A 17,612-nucleotide genomic window follows, 5' to 3' on the forward strand; every position below is an offset into this window, starting at 1 on the left:
GCTGAGAAACGAGGAGTTTTTGGATTGCAGGTAACCTCTTCACTAGGGAGCAACGAATGATATATGCTACACGTGCTTTTAGAGAATTGGAGTAGCGTATAATGCGCGAAGGATATAAGGGCATTTTGAAAAACGCTGAAATCGCAATATCATACGCTGGCGACCACCTCGAAGAGTTGAGGCATGCTGACGAGGCTAGAGCTCTTTGGCGCGCTTGGTCCGGATTTCTCGATCAATATGTGAAAGCAGTGGCCGCTTTGCGAAGGGCGACAGATACTGGCTCATCAAAGTCTTGGTCTGATAAGTTGCTTCAGGAGCAAAGGTCTCATCCATATCTCCAGTATGCATTTCAAGCAAGAGATCATGCTAATCATGTCTTTGAAGATGAAAAGGAGGCTAGAGAAAGATCAGTTTCAATCGGTGACTTTATTCGGGTTTCGGGAGATTCCTCTATTGAGTTGTATAATAATCGCATCATTCATCCTGATGGTCGTGTAGAGCGCTTGCCTGATGGGAAGCTTGAAGTGAAGGGCGGTCGATATGCCGGAGGCTCAATTGGAAGAGAAGGTGTCAAAGAGCACGAGCACTTCCTTGTTTTAAAGGATGTTAAAACAAGGAGTGGAGTGTATCGGGTTCCAAATGAGGCTATTATTGCAGAGCATCAAGCTATTGAGCTTGGACAGGTTGTCGTTGAGTGGTTGCAAGCGAAACTTCAAGAAGCAGAAAAAATGAGAGAAGATGAGTGCGAATCGAGGTAAAGCGCATAATCCATTTCGATTAGGTTATTGAATTTGTGTCATTCTCTGGCGGCATCATTTTGCCGCGCTCTTAGGCGGTTTACTAGATCGTCATATTGATATCGTGCCTTTAGTATTTCTTGAGCCAGCTCAATGGAGAGCTTGGACTCTTCCGCTCCAACGCTAGAGTAATTCTTGGCTTTGATATGCGCTGCATCATTCCCAAGGGCCTTAAGGTGAGACATGGCCTCAAATAGGGCGGGAGGAAGAATGACCTGTTCTTGAAGCGCTGTTAATCGGTCATGCAGGTTTTTCCCGTCGGCGTCATTGAGATCGCATAACTCTTCCAGAAGACGCCGGACCATCATTGCGGAAGCACGAAATGCGCCATTAGCATGACAGGTGATTGCCTCTTGGAGTGTAGAGACCAGTCGCTCGGGAATATTCTCAGTTGAAAAGCCGATCCGCTCTGGAGGTAAGATGGATTCTAGGTTATCACTATAGAGCAGATAGAGAACAATTCCACGACAACTTTCATTTGGGCACTGCCTTATTGCTACCTTGACGGGCTCCGTTAACTTTCTGCCCTCGCTATTTATGGTCGCCTTCTGATATTGAACAGGAGTCCTTAATACGGAGAATACACTTGATGTATGGCAATGAGGGCATCTAATGGGCGCTCTCGGAATTTCGTGAGTTTGGATTTCACTTATGTGAGTGTCGGCTTGAAGTATATTAGGATTTTCCAAACGAAATTCGGGGGTGGGGGTTGGCATCTATAATTCCCTGGCTTGCATATCGCCTCACGACCTTCTCGCCTTCATCCAGGCAGCGCAAGGTATATCTTGCCATACAATACAATAAACGGTATTGTAGTGCTATATCGTCTGGAGACCTTTTTGCAATATGGGACAGCTTCCCAAAATCGCGCTCCCCTTGGAGCGCTATCAACAGCTCGTGGATCTCCGCGACCTGCTCAATGCCCCTAGCTTCTCCGCAGCCATCGGTGAGCTGATCAAGACTTTCGCCGAAATCGGCAAGATCGAACATTCGCTTCCCGGCGTGGATATACGTGCCGCGACCGATGGCTTCGTGATCCGCTTCGACGGCACGACCGCCGCCGGGATGTCGTATGAAGATGCCATGCATCTCGTCGGCGCGATCCGCGAATACCTGGCCGACACGAAGCCCAGGAAGACCGCGCTCGCTCACCCGACGCGCGACTTCATCGTGAAGGGGATCGGGCGCTCGGTCGCGATCCAGTTCATCAAGCGGAAGATCACCAAGCAGTTCGCCCCGGACATCGCGGCGGACTTCGCTGACCTCCTCGAGCGGAACATCGCGCAAGCGAACACCTGACCCGCTATACATGATGAAGGCCGGAGCGCACCAACGCTCCGGCCTTGAAAACGTCGCTCCTACACGACTGCCCGAGACCGCTTTGCACCAGCACGAGCTCAACCATGTATAGCACTACCGCCGCTCAACTGCATGAGATTTCTGACGAGGAGCTCGAGCTTGTGCTCGCTGACCTCGACCTTTCCGGTCACTTTCCTGAGCCGGAAGACGACGACTGCTTCGAGACCGAGGAGGAGTATCAGCGGGCTATGGCCGAGCTTGAGCTTCGTCAGCTCGTAGAGGTCCGTGGATCTGGGGTCATATCGAACGAGCCAACTCCAGCGGCACGCGCGCTGGAACCCTCGGCTGAGAAAATCATGCTCGACGGAAAATCCAGTCTCGCTGAGCTTGACGCTGCGCTCGAGCAGATCGTCGGGCTCAACGAGCTTAGCGAAATCCGCGCACTTTCGGACACGCCGGATCTGCCGAAAACCCCAGTAAACACAAGCCCCAACGGCTGGAGTGATGGCTTTCGTGCAGTAGGTCGCATTGGAGGCAACTTGAGTCCAGCACTCCGCGCCTTCATCGCAGCCAACGCACACACCCCAAAGGCCGTCGCGCCGCGCATAACTCACACGCCCTCGCACACACTCAAGACCACGCCTCCGACCCCCATCCCCGCGTCCGTCGCCCAGCACCATCGCCAGCACGCCCCACAGATCGCCGCAGAGCTCGCCCAGAAACGCGCCGCCTACCTGGCGAAGCACGGTGCCGCCCCCGTGCTCACTGGCCCCTGGAAGAGTCTCAGCGAGGCCCAGAAGCACGTCGCCGCCGGGATCGCCGCTGAGCACCTCGGCGGGCAGAACGTCACGATCCAGTTCGGCGACGTGCAGCACCAGACGCTCATCGGCCACAAGGATGCCCTCGGCTATGTCCGGCGTCGCGTGCAGACCATCTTCGCCAAGCATGGCCTCTCCGGCGTGCCGGTTCAGATCATGCTCGGCATCTCCGGCACTGGCCGCATCCATCTGCACGGCAACATCCTTCCCGGCGCGCACCCTCTTCCTCTCATCAAGAGCGCGCTCTTCGATGTCGCGGGGAAAACCACCGGCATGAAGGCGCGGCTGGTGACGGCCAGGGATGTCTTCTACGGCCCTGGCACCATTGGCTATGCCGGGAAGACCTGGGATCGCACAGACCACCGCGAGGAAGGGGAGCGCCTCGCAGAGGCATTCCCTGGGCAGCCGACCACCTATATGAACGATGAGATGCGTCGTGTGGCGCGCGCCCTCTATGAAGCTGGGCGTCCGGCGATCAGGCCCAGGAAGAAGCGGAAGACCGTGACGGTCGAGACCGTTCATCCCGATACGCTTCCGGCACCTGCTAACCAGGCCGCACTTCGCCTCAGCCGGTGACGCGGCACGATCTTCCTTGCGCGCATGACGTAAATGTTATAGTATAACACTGCGTCAGTTAGAAGGGGCGCATCTTCGCCCATGCCGGGAGTAAGCCACCGGCATGGGCGTTCTCATCTCCGGCGCAGCGAACATGCGATCCGAGAAAAAAGTGATGATAAGCAGATGCTTACCTTCACTTTTTGCTGGACAGGATTCCGGCAATAGCGGAATCTGATCTCACCGAAACCCCTTTGAGTAACCAGCATGACGCACACCTGTGTCAGTTCCGGCCCGGCTTTCATGCCCGCCGCGAGCTACGAAACCCTTGTTGCCGAGCTCCTGGCGGCACCCGCCACCATGTGCCCCTCCAGCGCCGTGAAGGAGGCCCTGGGCGAGCGCCTCAACCTTTGGCCCGACACCATCCTCGACGATCCTGAGGTTGATCGCCTAACGCCTGAGGACCGGCACACTGCCGCGCTCCTGATGATCGGGGCCGAGGTCGCCACCGGCCCGAAGTTCCGGCACGCGCCGACCGCCCGGCGGGCGATCCTCTCTGCGCTGCGCCATGCCGCTGCTGCGCTCGCACCGAAGGCTGTCACTCGGCTCGATGAATGCATGGTGACAATTGGCGATGAGCGCCCGCATCGGTTTGCGGAGCAGCTCGGCGAACAATCCGGCAACGCGCGAATCTGAGGGCACCAATATGAATGCACGCGAATTTTTCACGTCCGCGCTCGAAACGTTCGTTCAGGAGCCGACAGCAAATAATGCACTCGAGCTCTATCGAGCCTGTGGCGCTGTGTGGAACGTCGGGGCACGCTTGCCAGACTTCTACCTGCCAGATGTTGCGGCCATTGTTAAAAGCCAAGCTGATTTTCGTCAGTGGCAGGTGAATGGACAAACCTATGCAGGAGCCGCCCACAGGATCAGGCCTTTGCTTGTCGAGGAATTTCAACTCCCGGTGAAGTAGGCCGTCGAACCCCCGCCATCTAATTCTTCGCCCGGCCATCGCGCCGGGCGTCTTCGTTTCGCGGCTCCCTTGGCTAGGCATCGCCCTCGTGGGCGATCACGATCTCGGCAAAATGTTACAAAAATCAGCCCGTTACGCCGTTACAAAATGCCTTGTAAGTATATGATTTATCGCCAGAAATCCAAAATTCAATTCTCTCCAGCAGCACCATTTTCCTCCCTTCATCGCCCAGTCTCAGTGGCCCGCAGCGCCATTCCGTCGGAGATGCCTCCTTTGCGACGTTCTTACACATTGCGCGGAACAAAACGGCGTTACCGACGCTTCATCCACATACAAATTGTAAAAGTGGAGAAAAAAGATGCGTAATATCATTTACCTTGTCGGCCTCGTCGTCATCGTTGTCGCTATCGTCCAGTTCGTCCTCTGAATTTCCCTATCCACGCAACGAGCGCAGGCGCTTGGCCTGCGCTTGTCTGCGCGGGGTCCGGTTGATAAGCCCCAAGCGTCACAGCCCAAGGTGCCGGATCATGCGCGCAGCCATCGCCACAAGCGATTACCACGTCCCCGGCGAGACGTTCATCAATCGCCATATTGCGCATCTTTTCGGTGGCGACACTGTGATCGTCACCGGCCGCTTCAACGGCGACGATGCCCATTCCAAACCCCTTTTCGAGCGCCGTGCCAAACCGCCCCTGTCGGACGTAATCCGCGCCCCGTTCTGGACGGTGTGGAACAGGGTGCGGCACAAGACCACGCGGCTGCCGTTCGGCCATCAGAAAGCGGCCCTTGCTGCCTTTCTGCGCACGGAACGCGTTGAGGTCATCCTCGCCGAGTTCGGCACGCAAGCCCTGGCACTGGCCCCCCTGGCCAACGAGTTGCGCATCCCGATCTTCACCTATTTTCGCGGCACCGATGCGTCGAAATCCCTGGCACCGCCACGGATGCAGGCGGCCTACCGGCTGATGATGCCACGGCTTGCGGGCGTCATCTCGGTCAGTCAGTTCCTGCTCGACAATCTTGCCGCCCATGGCGTGTCGCATCCCAATGCGCATGTGATCCCTTCGGGCGTGGATGTGCGCCGGTTCGCGCCGGGCCGGAAGGTGCCGCTGTCCTGCCTCGCCGTAGGGCGGTTCGTCGAGAAAAAGGCGCCACTGACCACCCTGCGCTCCTTCGCCGAGGCATCGGAAGGCCTGCCCGACGCCAGGCTAGATTTCGTGGGCGACGGCCCGCTTCTCGAACAATCCAAAGCGCTTGCGGAAAGTCTGGGCGTGACCGAGAAGGTCCGATTCCATGGCGCGCAACCGCATGATTTCGTGCGAGAAAAGCTGAAGACGACGGCGTTTTTCCTGCAGCATTCGGTCACGGCTGCTGATGGCAATACCGAAGGTTTGCCCACCGCGATCCAGGAGGCGATGGCCGCGGGCTGCATCACCGTCTCCACCCGGCATGCAGGCATCCCCGAGGCGATCGACGAAGGTGAGACGGGTTATCTTGTGGCCGAACACGACGCGGCGGGGTTCACCGCCGCCATCCAAACCGCTTTGAACGCGCCGGACCACGCGGCCATGTCGGCGCGTGCACGAGAGGTGGCCGAGGCGCGGTTCGACAACGAACGATTGCTGGCAAAGCTCGAAGACACGATCCGCGCCACGCTCAAGGGCGCCTGATCACTGACCAAACCGGACGTCACAGACCCGCCTCCAGCCCCGCCGCCTTCACAACGCAGCGTCGCGCGGTGTAGGAGGGCGCGATCCGCCGCAACGGGATAGCCATGCTGCTTTATCGTTTCCTGATCTCCATCTTTGCTAGCGTCGTTCTGGTGAGCACGGGCCTGCGCGAGGGCAGGAGCGCCGTCGCCGCGAGGCTGGGGATAGGTGGCCCGCGCAACGGACAGGCGCGGCTTTGGCTGCACGCCGCCTCGAATGGCGAATTGGCCTCCGCGCGCCCGGTGATCGAGGCCCTGCGGAAGGCACGGCCCGATCTGCCCATCCTCGTCACCTGCAACACGGAGACGGGCTGCGATCTGGCGCGAAAGATGGGGCTGGAGGCCCGGCTTGCCCCTCTCGATCTTCGCTGGATCGTGGCGCGGTTTCTGCGCGACTGGCAGGTGGCGGCGCATATCACGCTCGAATCGGAGATATGGCCGAACCGGATCCTGCGCATGCCGGGGCCGGTGATCGTTCTGGGTGCGCGGTTGACGGAACGCTCCGCGCGCAGCTGGCAGCGTCTGCCCGCCCTGGCGCGCACGCTTCTGTCACGCATCGACTACCTGTCGGCGCAGGACAACAATTCGCGCGCGCGCTTGCTGGGCCTTGGTCTTCCCGAGGCCGCAGCAGGCCCCGTGACCGATCTCAAAGCGCTTTATACGCCGCCGCAGGACCTTATGCCTGATGCGGATTTGATGGCCGCCTATCCGCGGGCGCGGACATGGCTCGCGGCCTCGACCCATGAGGGCGAGGAGGAGACGGTGATCGCGGCGCATCTCAAGGCCCGCACGGCGGAGCCGGGGCTGCGCCTGATCCTCGCGCCGCGTCATCCCGCGCGCGGGGACAAGGTCGCGGCGCTGTTGCAGGGCGCAGGGCTTGAGATCGCGCGGCGCAGTCGGGGCGAGATTGGCGCCGAGGTGCTGCTGGCCGACACGATGGGCGAGATGGCGCTGTGGTATCGCCTGGCCGGTCGGGTGTTCATCGGCGGCACGCTCACCGATCGCGGCGGGCATACGCCGTTCGAGCCTGCGGCCTTCGGTGCGGCCCTCCTGCACGGGACGGATGTGGCGAATTTCGCGCGTCCCTTCGCGCAGCTGGACAAGGCCGGGGCGGCGCGCCGGATCGCCGATGCCGACGGGCTGGCCGAGGCGCTGACGGCGTTGGGCGATCCCGCGGACCAGGTGCGGCAAGGGCAGGCGGCACAGCAGGCGCTGCAGCCCGAGGCCGATCTCGATGCGCTCCTCGCCGCGATCCTGCAGCGGCTGCCGGAGCGGTCGGGCATGGCTTGAAGGCCTTGGGCGATGCAATATCTTTAAAGGTAGAAACTCAGAGCCAGTCCATGATCAGCTACACGCTCAAATGCGCGTCGGGACACAGCTTCGACAGCTGGTTCCAATCCGCCACCGCCTTCGAAACCCTGCAGGCGCAGGGCATGGTCTCCTGCGCGATCTGCGGGGACACGAAAGTGGAAAAAGCGTTGATGGCGCCTGCCGTGTCCAAGTCGACGTCAAAGGACGAACAGGCCAAGCCCATAGCGGCGCCGGACCGGCCAGGGCCGCTTTCTGCGCCGAAAAGCCCGGCGGAACAGGCGATTGCCGCGCTCAAGGCGCATGTGGAGAAGAACCACCATTATGTCGGCAAAAGCTTCGCCAGCGAGGCGCGCGCGATTCATGACGGTGATGCGCCCGAACGCCCCATCTGGGGCGAGGCGCGGCCTGACGAGGCGCGCAAATTGGCAGAGGACGGGGTACCCATCGCCCCCTTGCCATTCACCCCGACACGCAAAAGTAACTGAGGTAACATGGCGCGGATATTGATCACGGGTGCCAGTCGCGGCATCGGCGCGGCGCTGGCCGAGCGCATGGAGACGCAAGGACACGAAGCGATCCGCACCTCGCGGGCAGGGGGCGGTACGGTCGCCCTCGATGTGACAGACCCGGCCTCGATCGCGAACCTTGCCACGCGGATCGGGGAGGACAGCCTCGACGTGCTGGTCTGCAATGCGGGCATCTACCCCGACAAGGCAGAGGCGCTCGACAATGGCTATCCGCCGCAAATGTGGGCCGACGCCTTCGCCACCAACGTCACCGGCGTCTTCGCCACGATCCAGGCGCTTTTGCCCGCGCTCCGGCGCTCGAAGGCCGGCAAGATCGCGATCATCTCCTCGCAGATGGGATCGTCCGAACGCGCGCCGGGCGGCAGCTATATCTACCGCGCCACCAAGGCGGCGGTGACCAATCTGGGGCGCAACCTTGCCGCCGATCTACGCGATGACGGCATCGCCGTGGGTATCTACCATCCCGGCTGGGTGCGCACCGATATGGGCGGGCAGGGGGCGAGCATCTCGCCCGAGGCGTCCGCTGCGGGCCTTGCAGACCGGATCGCGGAGCTGAGCCTCGAGACGACCGGCGCCTTCCTGACCTGGGACGGAGAGGTGCATCCGTTCTGAGCCCGCCCCCCGGGTCTGTGCGCAACATCCTGAGGCACGCGTCATAGCGGCATCCGGGCCAGCCCCGCGCCGCGGATGCAAGCACGCTCTTGCGCGTGTTCGACCCCCCGATTAAAGGGCGAGGCGAAGTCAGTCCCCGGGAGGCGCGCCATGCCCGTTCTCGTGATGAAGTTCGGCGGCACGTCCGTCGCCACGCTCGATCGTATCCGCCGCGCGGCCAAACGCGTGGGCGTCGAGGTATCCAAGGGCTATGACGTGATCGTCATCGTCTCCGCGATGTCGGGCGAGACCAACAAGCTCGTGGGCTTCGTGAACGAGACCTCGCCTTTCTACGATGCGCGCGAATATGACGCCGTGGTGTCCTCGGGCGAGAACGTGACCGCGGGGCTGATGGCGCTGACGCTGCAGGAAATGGACGTGCCTGCGCGCTCCTGGCAGGGCTGGCAGGTGCCGCTTCTGACTACCTCGGCTCATGGTGCGGCCCGGATCGAGGACATCCCCACCGACAACATCAACGCCAAGTTCGGCGAGGGCATGCGCGTCGCGGTCGTGGCGGGCTTTCAGGGCATCAGCCCCGAGGGCCGGATCACCACGCTGGGGCGCGGCGGGTCTGACACGACGGCGGTGGCCTTTGCGGCGGCCTTCGGCGCGGAGCGTTGCGATATCTACACCGATGTGGACGGCGTCTACACCACCGACCCGCGCATCTGCGAGAAAGCCCGCAAGCTTGACCGCATCGCCTTCGAGGAGATGCTGGAACTGGCCTCGCTCGGGGCCAAGGTGCTGCAGACCCGGTCTGTCGAGCTTGCGATGCGCTACAAGGTGCGCCTGCGGGTTCTGTCGAGTTTCGAGGAAATGGATGACGCGGCAGGTACGCTTGTCTGCGACGAGGAGGACATCATGGAAAGCAAGGTCGTGGCCGGTGTGGCCCATTCGCGCGACGAGGCGAAGATGACGCTCGTTTCGGTTGCGGACCGTCCGGGCATTGCCTCGGCCATCTTCACCCCGCTCGCCGAGGCGGGGGTCAATGTGGACATGATCGTGCAGAACATCTCGGATGACGGGCGCACCGACATGACCTTCTCCTGCCCCGTGGACCAGGTGAAGCGCGCGCAGAAGGCGATGGATGACGCGAAGGCCTCGGGCGCGATCAACTTCCATGACCTCGTGGCCGATACCGGCGTGGCGAAGGTGTCTGTCGTGGGGATCGGCATGCGCAGCCATGCAGGTGTCGCCGCCAAGATGTTCCAGACGCTGGCGCAGGAAGGCGTGAACATCAAGGTCATCGCGACCTCGGAAATCAAGATTTCCGTCCTGGTCGATCGCAAGTACATGGAACTCGCGGTGCAGGCACTGCATGACGCGTTCGAGCTGGAAAAAGCCTGATATCCCAAGGATTAGGCGGAATTTGCCGCCGCATGCACCTTTCGCATGCGAAAGGTTCTAGTTTTTCAACTCAAGGGTTAGTACGTCTTCCCCTCGACGGGCTGCATCGCCTATAACCGGGGACAGCCGATTTCATAGCTGGGAATTGATATGCCGGATCGCGGCGAAAGCGAGAGCGAAAGCCGGAAATTGCTGCGCCGGCTGCGCGACACCATGGCCGAGGAAGCCGCCGGACAGGCGCGCCTCGACAAGATCACGCATCTGACCGCCGATTCCATGGGGACGGAGGTGTGTTCCGTCTACCTGTTCCGCGACCCCGAAACCCTGGAGCTCTGCGCCACGCATGGCCTCAAGAAAGAGGCCGTGCACCAGACTCGCATGCGGATCGGAGAGGGGCTCGTGGGCCGTGTCGCGCGCTCGGGCGAGGCGGTCAATGCCGCCGACGCGCCGTCCCAGCCCGGTTTCCGCTACATGCCCGAAACCGGCGAGGAAATCTTCTCGTCCTTCCTGGGCGTGCCGGTTCAGCGCCTGGGCGAGACGCTGGGCGTTCTGGTCGTGCAGTCCAAGGAGGCACGCGAATTCTCCGCCGATGAGCTATACGCGCTTGAAGTGGTGGCCATGGTGCTCGCCGAGATGGCCGAGCTGGGCGCCTTCGTGGGCGAGGGCGCGGCCCTGCAGGCCCGCCACACCGAAGCGCGGCTCATTCGCGGCACGCAAGGGCAGGAGGGCACCGCCGAGGGCCATGTCTGGCTGCACGAGCCGCGCGTCGTCGTTACCAACCTCGTGGCCGACGATCCGCAGAAGGAACATGCGCGGCTGACCGAAGCAGTGCAATCGCTGCAGGTCTCCGTCGATGATCTGTTGGCCTCGGCCGAAGATCCCGAACAGCGCGCGATCCTCGAAGCCTACCGCATGTTTGCGGCCTCCAAGGGCTGGGTCCGGCGCATGCAGGAAGATATCGACCGGGGCCTTTCGGCGGAATCGGCGGTCGAAAAGCAGCAATCCAACGCCCGCTCGCGGATGTCCCAATCCACCGATCCCTATCTGCGCGAACGGCTGCAGGACCTCGACGATCTGTCGAACCGGCTGCTCCGGATCCTGACGGGGCAGGGCAACCATACCGGCGCGGAGATGCCCGCCGATCCCATCCTCGTGGCGCGCAATATCGGCCCCGGCGAGCTTCTGGAATACGGTCGCAGCCTGCGCGGCATCGTGCTCGAGGAAGGCTCGGTCGGCAGTCACGCGGCGATCGTGGCCCGCGCGCTGGCCATTCCGCTCATCATCCATGCGGGCAATATCACCACCGAGGCGCTGAACGGCGATCACATCATGGTCGACGGGGATCAGGGCATCGTGCACCTGCGCCCCGACGAGACCGTGGTCGGCGCCTTCCGCGACAAGATGGCGATGCAGGCCAAGGCGCAGGAGCGCTACGCCTCCATCCGCGATGCCGATTGCGTGGCCGCTTGCGGCACCCGGGTGCATCTGAACATGAATGCGGGCCTGATGGCCGATCTGCCAAGCCTCGATGGCTCCGGCGCCGAAGGGGTCGGTCTGTTCCGCACCGAGCTGCAATTTCTGGTGCGCAACAAGATGCCCACGCGCACCGAGCTCGCCGCGCTTTACGCCCGCGTCCTCGATGCGGCCCATGGCAAGCGGGTGAATTTCCGCACGCTCGACATCGGTTCGGACAAGGTGCTGCCCTACATGAAGCCCAACGACGAGCCGAACCCGGCGTTGGGCTGGCGGGCGATCCGCGTAGGCCTCGACAAGCCGGGCGTGATGCGGATGCAGCTGCAGGCGCTCTTCCGCGCGGCCAATGGCCGACCGCTGACGCTGATGTTCCCCTTCGTGGCCCAGCTGGATGAATTCCGCGCGGGCCGCGCCGAGGTCGAAAAAACAATCGCCCGCGAAAAGCGCCTGGGCCATCCGGTGCCCGAGACGCTGGAAGTGGGCGCCATGCTGGAGACGCCGAGCCTGGCCTTCGCGCCGCGGAAGTTCTTCGAGGAGGTCGATTTCCTGTCCATCGGCGGCAATGATCTCAAGCAGTTCTTCTTCGCCGCCGACCGCGAGAACGAGCGCGTGCGCCGCCGCTACGACACGCTCAATTGTTCCTTCCTGACCTTCATCGAGGGGATCGTGGACCGCTGCGCCGAGACGGGCACGCATCTGTCCTTCTGTGGTGAGGATGCGGGCCGACCGATCGAAGCCGCCTGCCTTGCGGCGGTGGGTCTGCGGACGCTGTCCATGCGCCCGGCCTCCATCGGCCCCGTGAAGCACCTTCTGATGCGCGTGCGCCTCGATGAGCTGCGCGAGGTCATCAAGGGCGCCTGCCATGACGGCCACCAATCGGTGCGCGGGCCAGTGATGGACTATCTCGCCCGCGCAAGCTGACCCGCGCGGGTTCAGACAGGCCTGCGGCAGGATTGACACCCATTGCGGGACTTTCGAGGAAACGCGCTAAGTCATGCAGTGATTGCATACCGGCTATTCACCCAGCGCGGTTTCACCACAGCCTGAATCCCGATAGGCGCCGGGGCTTGCGATACTTCTGTCCGTTGGAAAAGGCCCCTTCATGTCCCGTGCCCCGCTCGCCCGCTTCGCGCAAAGCCTCTCCTCGGCGGATCTGAACATCCTGCCGCAGGGCAAGTTGAGCCCGTCGCAGCTCAAGACCGAACTCCTGTCGGGCTTGACCGTCGCACTGGCGCTGGTGCCCGAAGCGGTGGCCTTCGCCTTCGTGGCCGGCGTGCATCCGCTGGTCGGTCTTTACGCGGCCTTCCTTGTCGGTCTGATCACCGCGCTGATTGGCGGACGCCCCGGCATGATCTCGGGTGCGACGGGCGCGCTGGCGGTCGTGATGGTGGCGCTCGTGGCGCAGCACGGGGTGGAATACCTCTTCGCGACCGTGGTCTTGATGGGCATTCTGCAGATGACCGCCGGTGTCCTTGGCTGGGGGAAATTCATCCGGCTCGTGCCGCATCCGGTGATGCTGGGCTTCGTGAACGGGCTGGCCATCGTGATCTTCCTCGCGCAGCTCACGCAGTTCCAGGTGCCGGGCACCGCCGAGGTTTCAGGGCATGGCGCATCGGGCGGGCAATGGCTGCCGATGGCGCAGATGATCCCGATGCTGGCCCTCGTCGCGCTGACCATGGGCGTGATCTGGCTGCTACCCAAGCTGACCAAGGTCGTGCCCGCGCCGCTCGTGGGCATCGTGGTCACGGCGGGTATTGTCATCGGCTTCGGCATCGACGTGCCGCGCGTGGGCGATCTGGCCTCGATCCAGGGCGGCTTGCCGAGCTTTCATGTCCCGACCGTGCCACTCAATCTCGAAACGCTCGAGATCATTCTGCCCTACGCGGTGATCCTCGCCGCGATCGGTCTCATCGAAAGCCTGCTGACGCTCAACCTCGTGGGCGAGATGACGGGCCGGAAGGGCGGCGCGAGCCAGGAATGCGTGGCCCAGGGTGTGGCCAATACCGTGACCGGCTTTTTTGGCGGCATGGGCGGTTGCGCGATGATCGGCCAGTCGATGATCAACGTGAAATCGGGCGGGCGGACCCGGGTCGCAGGCGTTGCTGCCGCCTTGTTCCTGCTGGTCTTCATCCTCTTCGCCGCTCCGCTGATCGAGCTCATCCCGCTCGCTGCGCTGGTGGGCGTGATGTTCATGGTGGTGATCGGCACCTTCGCCTGGAACTCGCTGAAGATCCTCACCCGCGTGCCCAAGATGGACGCCTTCGTGATCGGCCTCGTGACCGTCGTGACGGTGCTCGAAGACCTCGCCGTGGCGGTGGTGGTGGGCGTGATCGCCTCTGCGCTCGAATATGCCTGGACCAATGCGCGCCGGATCTCGGCCAAGACCTACACCACGCCCGAAGGCGCGAAGGTCTACCAGGTCAACGGGCCGCTCTTCTTCGGCTCGGCCGACGGGTTCAACGAGATGTTCGATCCCGAGAACGATCCGGGTCTCGTCATCGTGGATTTCGCCGACAGCCGCGTGGCCGATCAATCCGCCCTGCAGGCGATCGAGGCGGTGGCCGAGAAATACGAGGCAGAGGGCAAGCGGATCGAGCTGCGCCATCTCTCGCGCGATTGCCACTGGCTGCTGAAGAAATCCGGGCACCTCGTGATCGAGGCCGATGACGACCCAGATTACGGCGTCGCGGTGAATTACGGCGTGCGCACGGGCATCATCGGCGGGCACTAGCCCCGCCGCGCGCGCCGCACCGCGTCTTCGGCAAGAGGCCCGGGCAGGAAGCGGCGTCCTTCGTCTCAGAGCGGACCCCGCCCGTGGCATTCTTACCCGGACCTGCAAACACCGGGCGGGCCACGTTGCGCTTCACCTTTCCCGTAAACCGCCGGGGTGAATTGGCGGGCCCGGCCCGCCAAGAGGGGCAGGGCCCCTCCCTCCCCGGATCTCACTCGCCCGGGCGTTTGAGGGCGAACTTTTCGCGCACCACGGTGTAGTCGCGATGCCCCATGCGCGAGAGCGGGTTGTAGCGCAGCACGTCGAACACCCCCGGATCTCACTCGCCCGGGCGTTTGAGGGCGAACTTTTCGCGCACCACGGTGTAGTCGCGATACCCCATCCGCGAGAGCGGGTTGTAGCGCAGCACGTCGAACACCCCGTCGACCAGGCAATCGTCGCGCAGATGCACGCCCGTCACCTCGCCGAAGACGGCGAAATTGGCCTCGCCCGGCAATTGGACGATCTGCGTCAGCTTGCATTCGAGGTTGGCCGGTGCCTGCGCCACCCGCGAACAGGCGATGCTTTCACATTCCGCGCGCTCGATCTGGGCGAGGGTGAATTCGTCGGTGTCTTTGTCCCAGGCGCCCGAGGTCTGGTTCATCGCGTCGCGCATCTCGTATTCGACGATATTCACGCAGAAGACGCCCGTATCGCGGATATTGGCGACGCTGTCCTTGGTGTCGCCGCGATCCTCTTTTGCCGAGGTCGAGGCGAACATGACCTGCGGCGGCACATAGGCCACGGCATTGAAGAACGAATAGGGCGCGAGGTTCTCCGAGCCATCCGCCCCACGGGTCGAAATCCAGCCGATGGGCCGCGGAGTGACCACGGCGTTGAAGGGGTTGTGCGGCAGGCCGTGGCCGTCTTCGGGGCGATAGAACATGCTTTCTCCTCGGATGCGAATTCAGCCACAGGTAGACCGTACTGGCGCGGGGCCGACAAGTCCCCGGCAGCGGTTTGCCGAAGGGCCACGCGCATGTTACCCGGCGAAGCGGCCCGCAAGGGCCAATGAGCGGGCCGCATGGGCCAAGGGGCAGGGCCGCGAGGGGGCGGGCAGGGATTTGTACATCCTCGATCAGGAACGCGCGGCGGATTGGTGGGAGGTCGAGGCCCTCTTCGATCTGTCCTTCGCGCCGGGCCGCACGGCGCTTTCCTCCTACCGCCTGCGTGAGGATGTGCCGCCCGTGGCGCAGCTCTGCCGCGTGGCCCGCGCGGAAGATGGCGGACAGGTCGGCGGCGCGATCCGCTATTGGCCGGTCCAGGTGGGCGGCACCGATGCGCTGCTGCTCGGCCCCATCGCCGTGCACCCGACTGCGCAGGGCGAGGGCCTGGGCGGTGCGCTCATCCGCGACAGCCTGGAACGCGCGCGCCCCATCTGCCCGCGGATCCTGCTGGTGGGCGATGCGCCTTATTACAGCCGCTTCGGCTTTGCCCGCGCCACGGGCGTCGAGATGCCGCCGCCCACGAACCCGGACCGCGTGCTGCAGCTGGCCCTGACGGACGGCGCCTGGGACGGGGTTGCGGGCACGGTTACGCGCGCCGCTTGAAACCGCCTGTCCGAGCGCCGATCTTCTAGCCCATGACCGGCACCGACCTGATCCCGACCTCGACCGACACGGAAATCGCGGCCCTCGCGCGCCGTCACAAGCGCGCGGGCGGTGTGGGGCTTCAGCTTCTCAACGTGCTGGGCAGCCAGGCGGAGAACCTGCTCGAACGCCTGCCCGACCGGGTCAAGGACCGGCTCGAGGCATCGACCCAGCGCGCGCTCGAGACGGCGATGCGGGCAGCCTCGTCCTCGCGCAGCGTCGTGCCGGATCAGAAAAGCTGGCTCAACACCGCGCTCACGACCGCGATGGGCGCGGCCGGCGGCGCGGGCGGTCTGCCCACCGCGATGGCCGAGCTGCCGGTGACGACCACGGTCCTTTTGCGCGCGATCCAGGGCATCGCGGCCGAGCATGGCTTCGATCCTGCCGATCCCGAAATTGCCAAGGAATGCCTGATGGTGTTCGGCTCGGCGGGCCCTTTGGAAGCAGACGACGGCGCGGATATGGCCTTCCTGTCGGCGCGCGTCACCCTCACGGGCGCCACGGTGCACGGTGTGATCGCGCGGGTCGCCCCCCGTCTTGCCACGGTGCTGGGCCAGAAGCTCGCCGCGCAGACCATTCCGATCCTCGGCGCGGCAGCAGGGGCCGCCACCAACTACGCCTATACCAGCTATTACCAGGAAATGGCCCATGTGCATTTCGGCCTGAAGAAGCTGGCCGAGCAGACGGGCACCCCGCGCGAGGCGCTCATCGCCCAGCTGCGCGACGCGGTCGAGCGTCAGCCCCGCCGGTCCCGGTAGCAACCTCCTCTAGGAATACCGGGCAGCAACGCCCGCTAGCCTGTTGCGCAGTCCTGCGGGCGGGCATTGCCAAGAGCGGGACAAGCTGGTTCTCTGCCGCGCAACAAGCGGCACGGGGATGAGCGCATGCAGGCACGGCTTGGCGTGATCGGTGGATCGGGGGTCTATGCGCTCGACGGGTTGGAAGAGGCCCGGTGGGTCGCGGTCGACACGCCTTGGGGGGCGCCCTCGGACGAGATCCTCACAGGCACGCTCTCCGGACAGCCCATGGCCTTCCTGCCGCGCCACGGACGCGGCCACGTGCACGCGCCCTCCGATGTGCCTTACCGCGCCAATATCGCCGCACTGAAGCAACTGGGTGTCGCCGATATCGTCGCCGTGTCGGCCTGTGGCTCTTTCCGGGAGGACATGGCGCCCGGCGATTTCGTCATGGTCGACCAGTTCATCGACCGCACACGCGCGCGCCCGGAATCGTTCTTCGGGGCGGGATGCGTGGCGCATGTCTCCATGGCGCATCCGGTCTGTGCGCGGCTCTCGCAGATCGCGGGCGCCGCCGCCGAGGCTACGGGTGTCACGGTCCATCCGGGCGGTACGTATCTCGCGATGGAAGGCCCGCAATTCTCGACCCTCGCCGAAAGCCGGATGTATCGTGACGCCTGGGGCGCGGACGTGATCGGCATGACCAACATGCCCGAGGCCAAACTCGCCCGCGAGGCCGAGATCTGCTACGCGCCCGTGGCGATGGTCACCGATTACGATTGCTGGCATCCGGGGCACGAGGCGGTCGAGGTGACGGATGTCATCCGCGTCCTGACCGCGAATGCGGAGCATGCCCGCGCGCTGGTCAGGGGCCTGCCCGAGCGGATGACGACCCGGGAGGTGCCCTGCGCTTGCGGCTGCGACCGCGCGCTCGAACATGCGATCATCACCCAGGATGCCGCGCGCGATCCGGCCATGGTCCGGAAACTGGCCACCATTGCAGGCCGCGTCCTGCCCGCACCGGACTGACACAGACAGCCTCAGAGGAAGGGACCGAACC

The 17,612-nt window shown here is 63.5% G+C and carries 17 protein-coding genes; 15 read left to right on the forward strand and 2 right to left on the reverse strand.

What is annotated here, in order from left to right; translation table 11 throughout:
• Positions 1-101 precede the first annotated feature (101 nt).
• Complete coding sequence (locus FIV09_RS05805) at positions 102-758, forward strand: mechanosensitive ion channel family protein (RefSeq protein WP_152449107.1); 657 nt, start codon at positions 102-104, stop codon at positions 756-758.
• 38 nt (positions 759-796) lie between these two features.
• Here the strand turns inward: FIV09_RS05805 and FIV09_RS05810 are convergent, their stop codons facing one another.
• The gene (locus tag FIV09_RS05810; RefSeq protein ID WP_152449108.1) at positions 797-1,513 is read right to left on the reverse strand and encodes a DUF4145 domain-containing protein; all 717 of its coding nucleotides are present in this window, start codon (positions 1,511-1,513) and stop codon (positions 797-799) included.
• 130 nt (positions 1,514-1,643) lie between these two features.
• Here FIV09_RS05810 and FIV09_RS05815 point away from each other — a divergent pair, with 130 nt between their 5' ends.
• From FIV09_RS05815 to FIV09_RS05865, 11 genes are all read left to right on the forward strand, one after another.
• Positions 1,644-2,096: a hypothetical protein gene (locus FIV09_RS05815; protein ID WP_152449109.1), complete on the forward strand. Its 453-nt coding sequence runs from the start codon at positions 1,644-1,646 to the stop codon at positions 2,094-2,096.
• Positions 2,097-2,200: 104 nt separating this feature from the next.
• A complete protein-coding gene (locus FIV09_RS05820) occupies positions 2,201-3,490 on the forward strand; it encodes a hypothetical protein (RefSeq protein WP_152449110.1) in 1,290 nt (429 codons plus the stop codon).
• Positions 3,491-3,736: 246 nt separating this feature from the next.
• A complete protein-coding gene (locus tag FIV09_RS05825) occupies positions 3,737-4,165 on the forward strand; it encodes a hypothetical protein (protein WP_152449111.1) in 429 nt (142 codons plus the stop codon).
• A gap of 10 nt (positions 4,166-4,175) precedes the next feature.
• On the forward strand, positions 4,176-4,442 hold the full coding sequence (locus FIV09_RS05830; RefSeq protein WP_152449112.1) for a hypothetical protein: 267 nt from the start codon (positions 4,176-4,178) through the stop codon (positions 4,440-4,442).
• A gap of 527 nt (positions 4,443-4,969) precedes the next feature.
• Complete coding sequence (locus FIV09_RS05835) at positions 4,970-6,109, forward strand: glycosyltransferase (RefSeq protein ID WP_152449113.1); 1,140 nt, start codon at positions 4,970-4,972, stop codon at positions 6,107-6,109.
• A 104-nt stretch (positions 6,110-6,213) separates the two neighbouring features.
• Entirely contained in the window at positions 6,214-7,437 is a 1,224-nt protein-coding gene (locus FIV09_RS05840; RefSeq protein WP_152449114.1) for a 3-deoxy-D-manno-octulosonic acid transferase, read from the forward strand.
• A 50-nt stretch (positions 7,438-7,487) separates the two neighbouring features.
• Entirely contained in the window at positions 7,488-7,943 is a 456-nt protein-coding gene (locus tag FIV09_RS05845; protein ID WP_152452387.1) for a DUF1178 family protein, read from the forward strand.
• A gap of 6 nt (positions 7,944-7,949) precedes the next feature.
• On the forward strand, positions 7,950-8,597 hold the full coding sequence (locus FIV09_RS05850) for an SDR family oxidoreductase (protein WP_152449115.1): 648 nt from the start codon (positions 7,950-7,952) through the stop codon (positions 8,595-8,597).
• Between the two features lie 150 nt (positions 8,598-8,747).
• A complete protein-coding gene (locus FIV09_RS05855) occupies positions 8,748-9,983 on the forward strand; it encodes an aspartate kinase (protein WP_152449116.1) in 1,236 nt (411 codons plus the stop codon).
• Between the two features lie 150 nt (positions 9,984-10,133).
• Entirely contained in the window at positions 10,134-12,377 is a 2,244-nt protein-coding gene (gene ptsP, locus FIV09_RS05860) for a phosphoenolpyruvate--protein phosphotransferase (protein ID WP_152449117.1), read from the forward strand.
• A 181-nt stretch (positions 12,378-12,558) separates the two neighbouring features.
• Positions 12,559-14,187, forward strand: coding sequence for a SulP family inorganic anion transporter (locus tag FIV09_RS05865; RefSeq protein ID WP_152449118.1), 1,629 nt, complete (start codon positions 12,559-12,561; stop codon positions 14,185-14,187).
• 319 nt (positions 14,188-14,506) lie between these two features.
• On the opposite strand, the gene FIV09_RS05875 is transcribed toward FIV09_RS05865, so the two are convergent.
• Entirely contained in the window at positions 14,507-15,112 is a 606-nt protein-coding gene (locus FIV09_RS05875; protein ID WP_152449119.1) for a flavin reductase family protein, read from the reverse strand.
• Positions 15,113-15,290: 178 nt separating this feature from the next.
• Between FIV09_RS05875 and FIV09_RS05880 the strand changes: the two genes are divergently transcribed.
• The 3 genes from FIV09_RS05880 (at position 15,291) to FIV09_RS05890 (ending at position 17,581) form a co-directional block, all read left to right on the forward strand.
• Positions 15,291-15,776 carry a GNAT family N-acetyltransferase gene (locus tag FIV09_RS05880; RefSeq protein WP_254702316.1) on the forward strand — a complete coding sequence of 162 codons (486 nt, stop codon included), beginning with the start codon at positions 15,291-15,293 and terminating at the stop codon, positions 15,774-15,776.
• 32 nt (positions 15,777-15,808) lie between these two features.
• A complete protein-coding gene (locus FIV09_RS05885; RefSeq protein ID WP_152449121.1) occupies positions 15,809-16,573 on the forward strand; it encodes an EcsC family protein in 765 nt (254 codons plus the stop codon).
• A 126-nt stretch (positions 16,574-16,699) separates the two neighbouring features.
• Positions 16,700-17,581 carry an S-methyl-5'-thioadenosine phosphorylase gene (locus FIV09_RS05890; RefSeq protein WP_152449122.1) on the forward strand — a complete coding sequence of 294 codons (882 nt, stop codon included), beginning with the start codon at positions 16,700-16,702 and terminating at the stop codon, positions 17,579-17,581.
• Positions 17,582-17,612: the final 31 nt, after the last annotated feature.

This window comes from Roseivivax sp. THAF197b (assembly GCF_009363255.1).
In the GTDB taxonomy this organism is placed as follows: domain Bacteria; phylum Pseudomonadota; class Alphaproteobacteria; order Rhodobacterales; family Rhodobacteraceae; genus Roseivivax.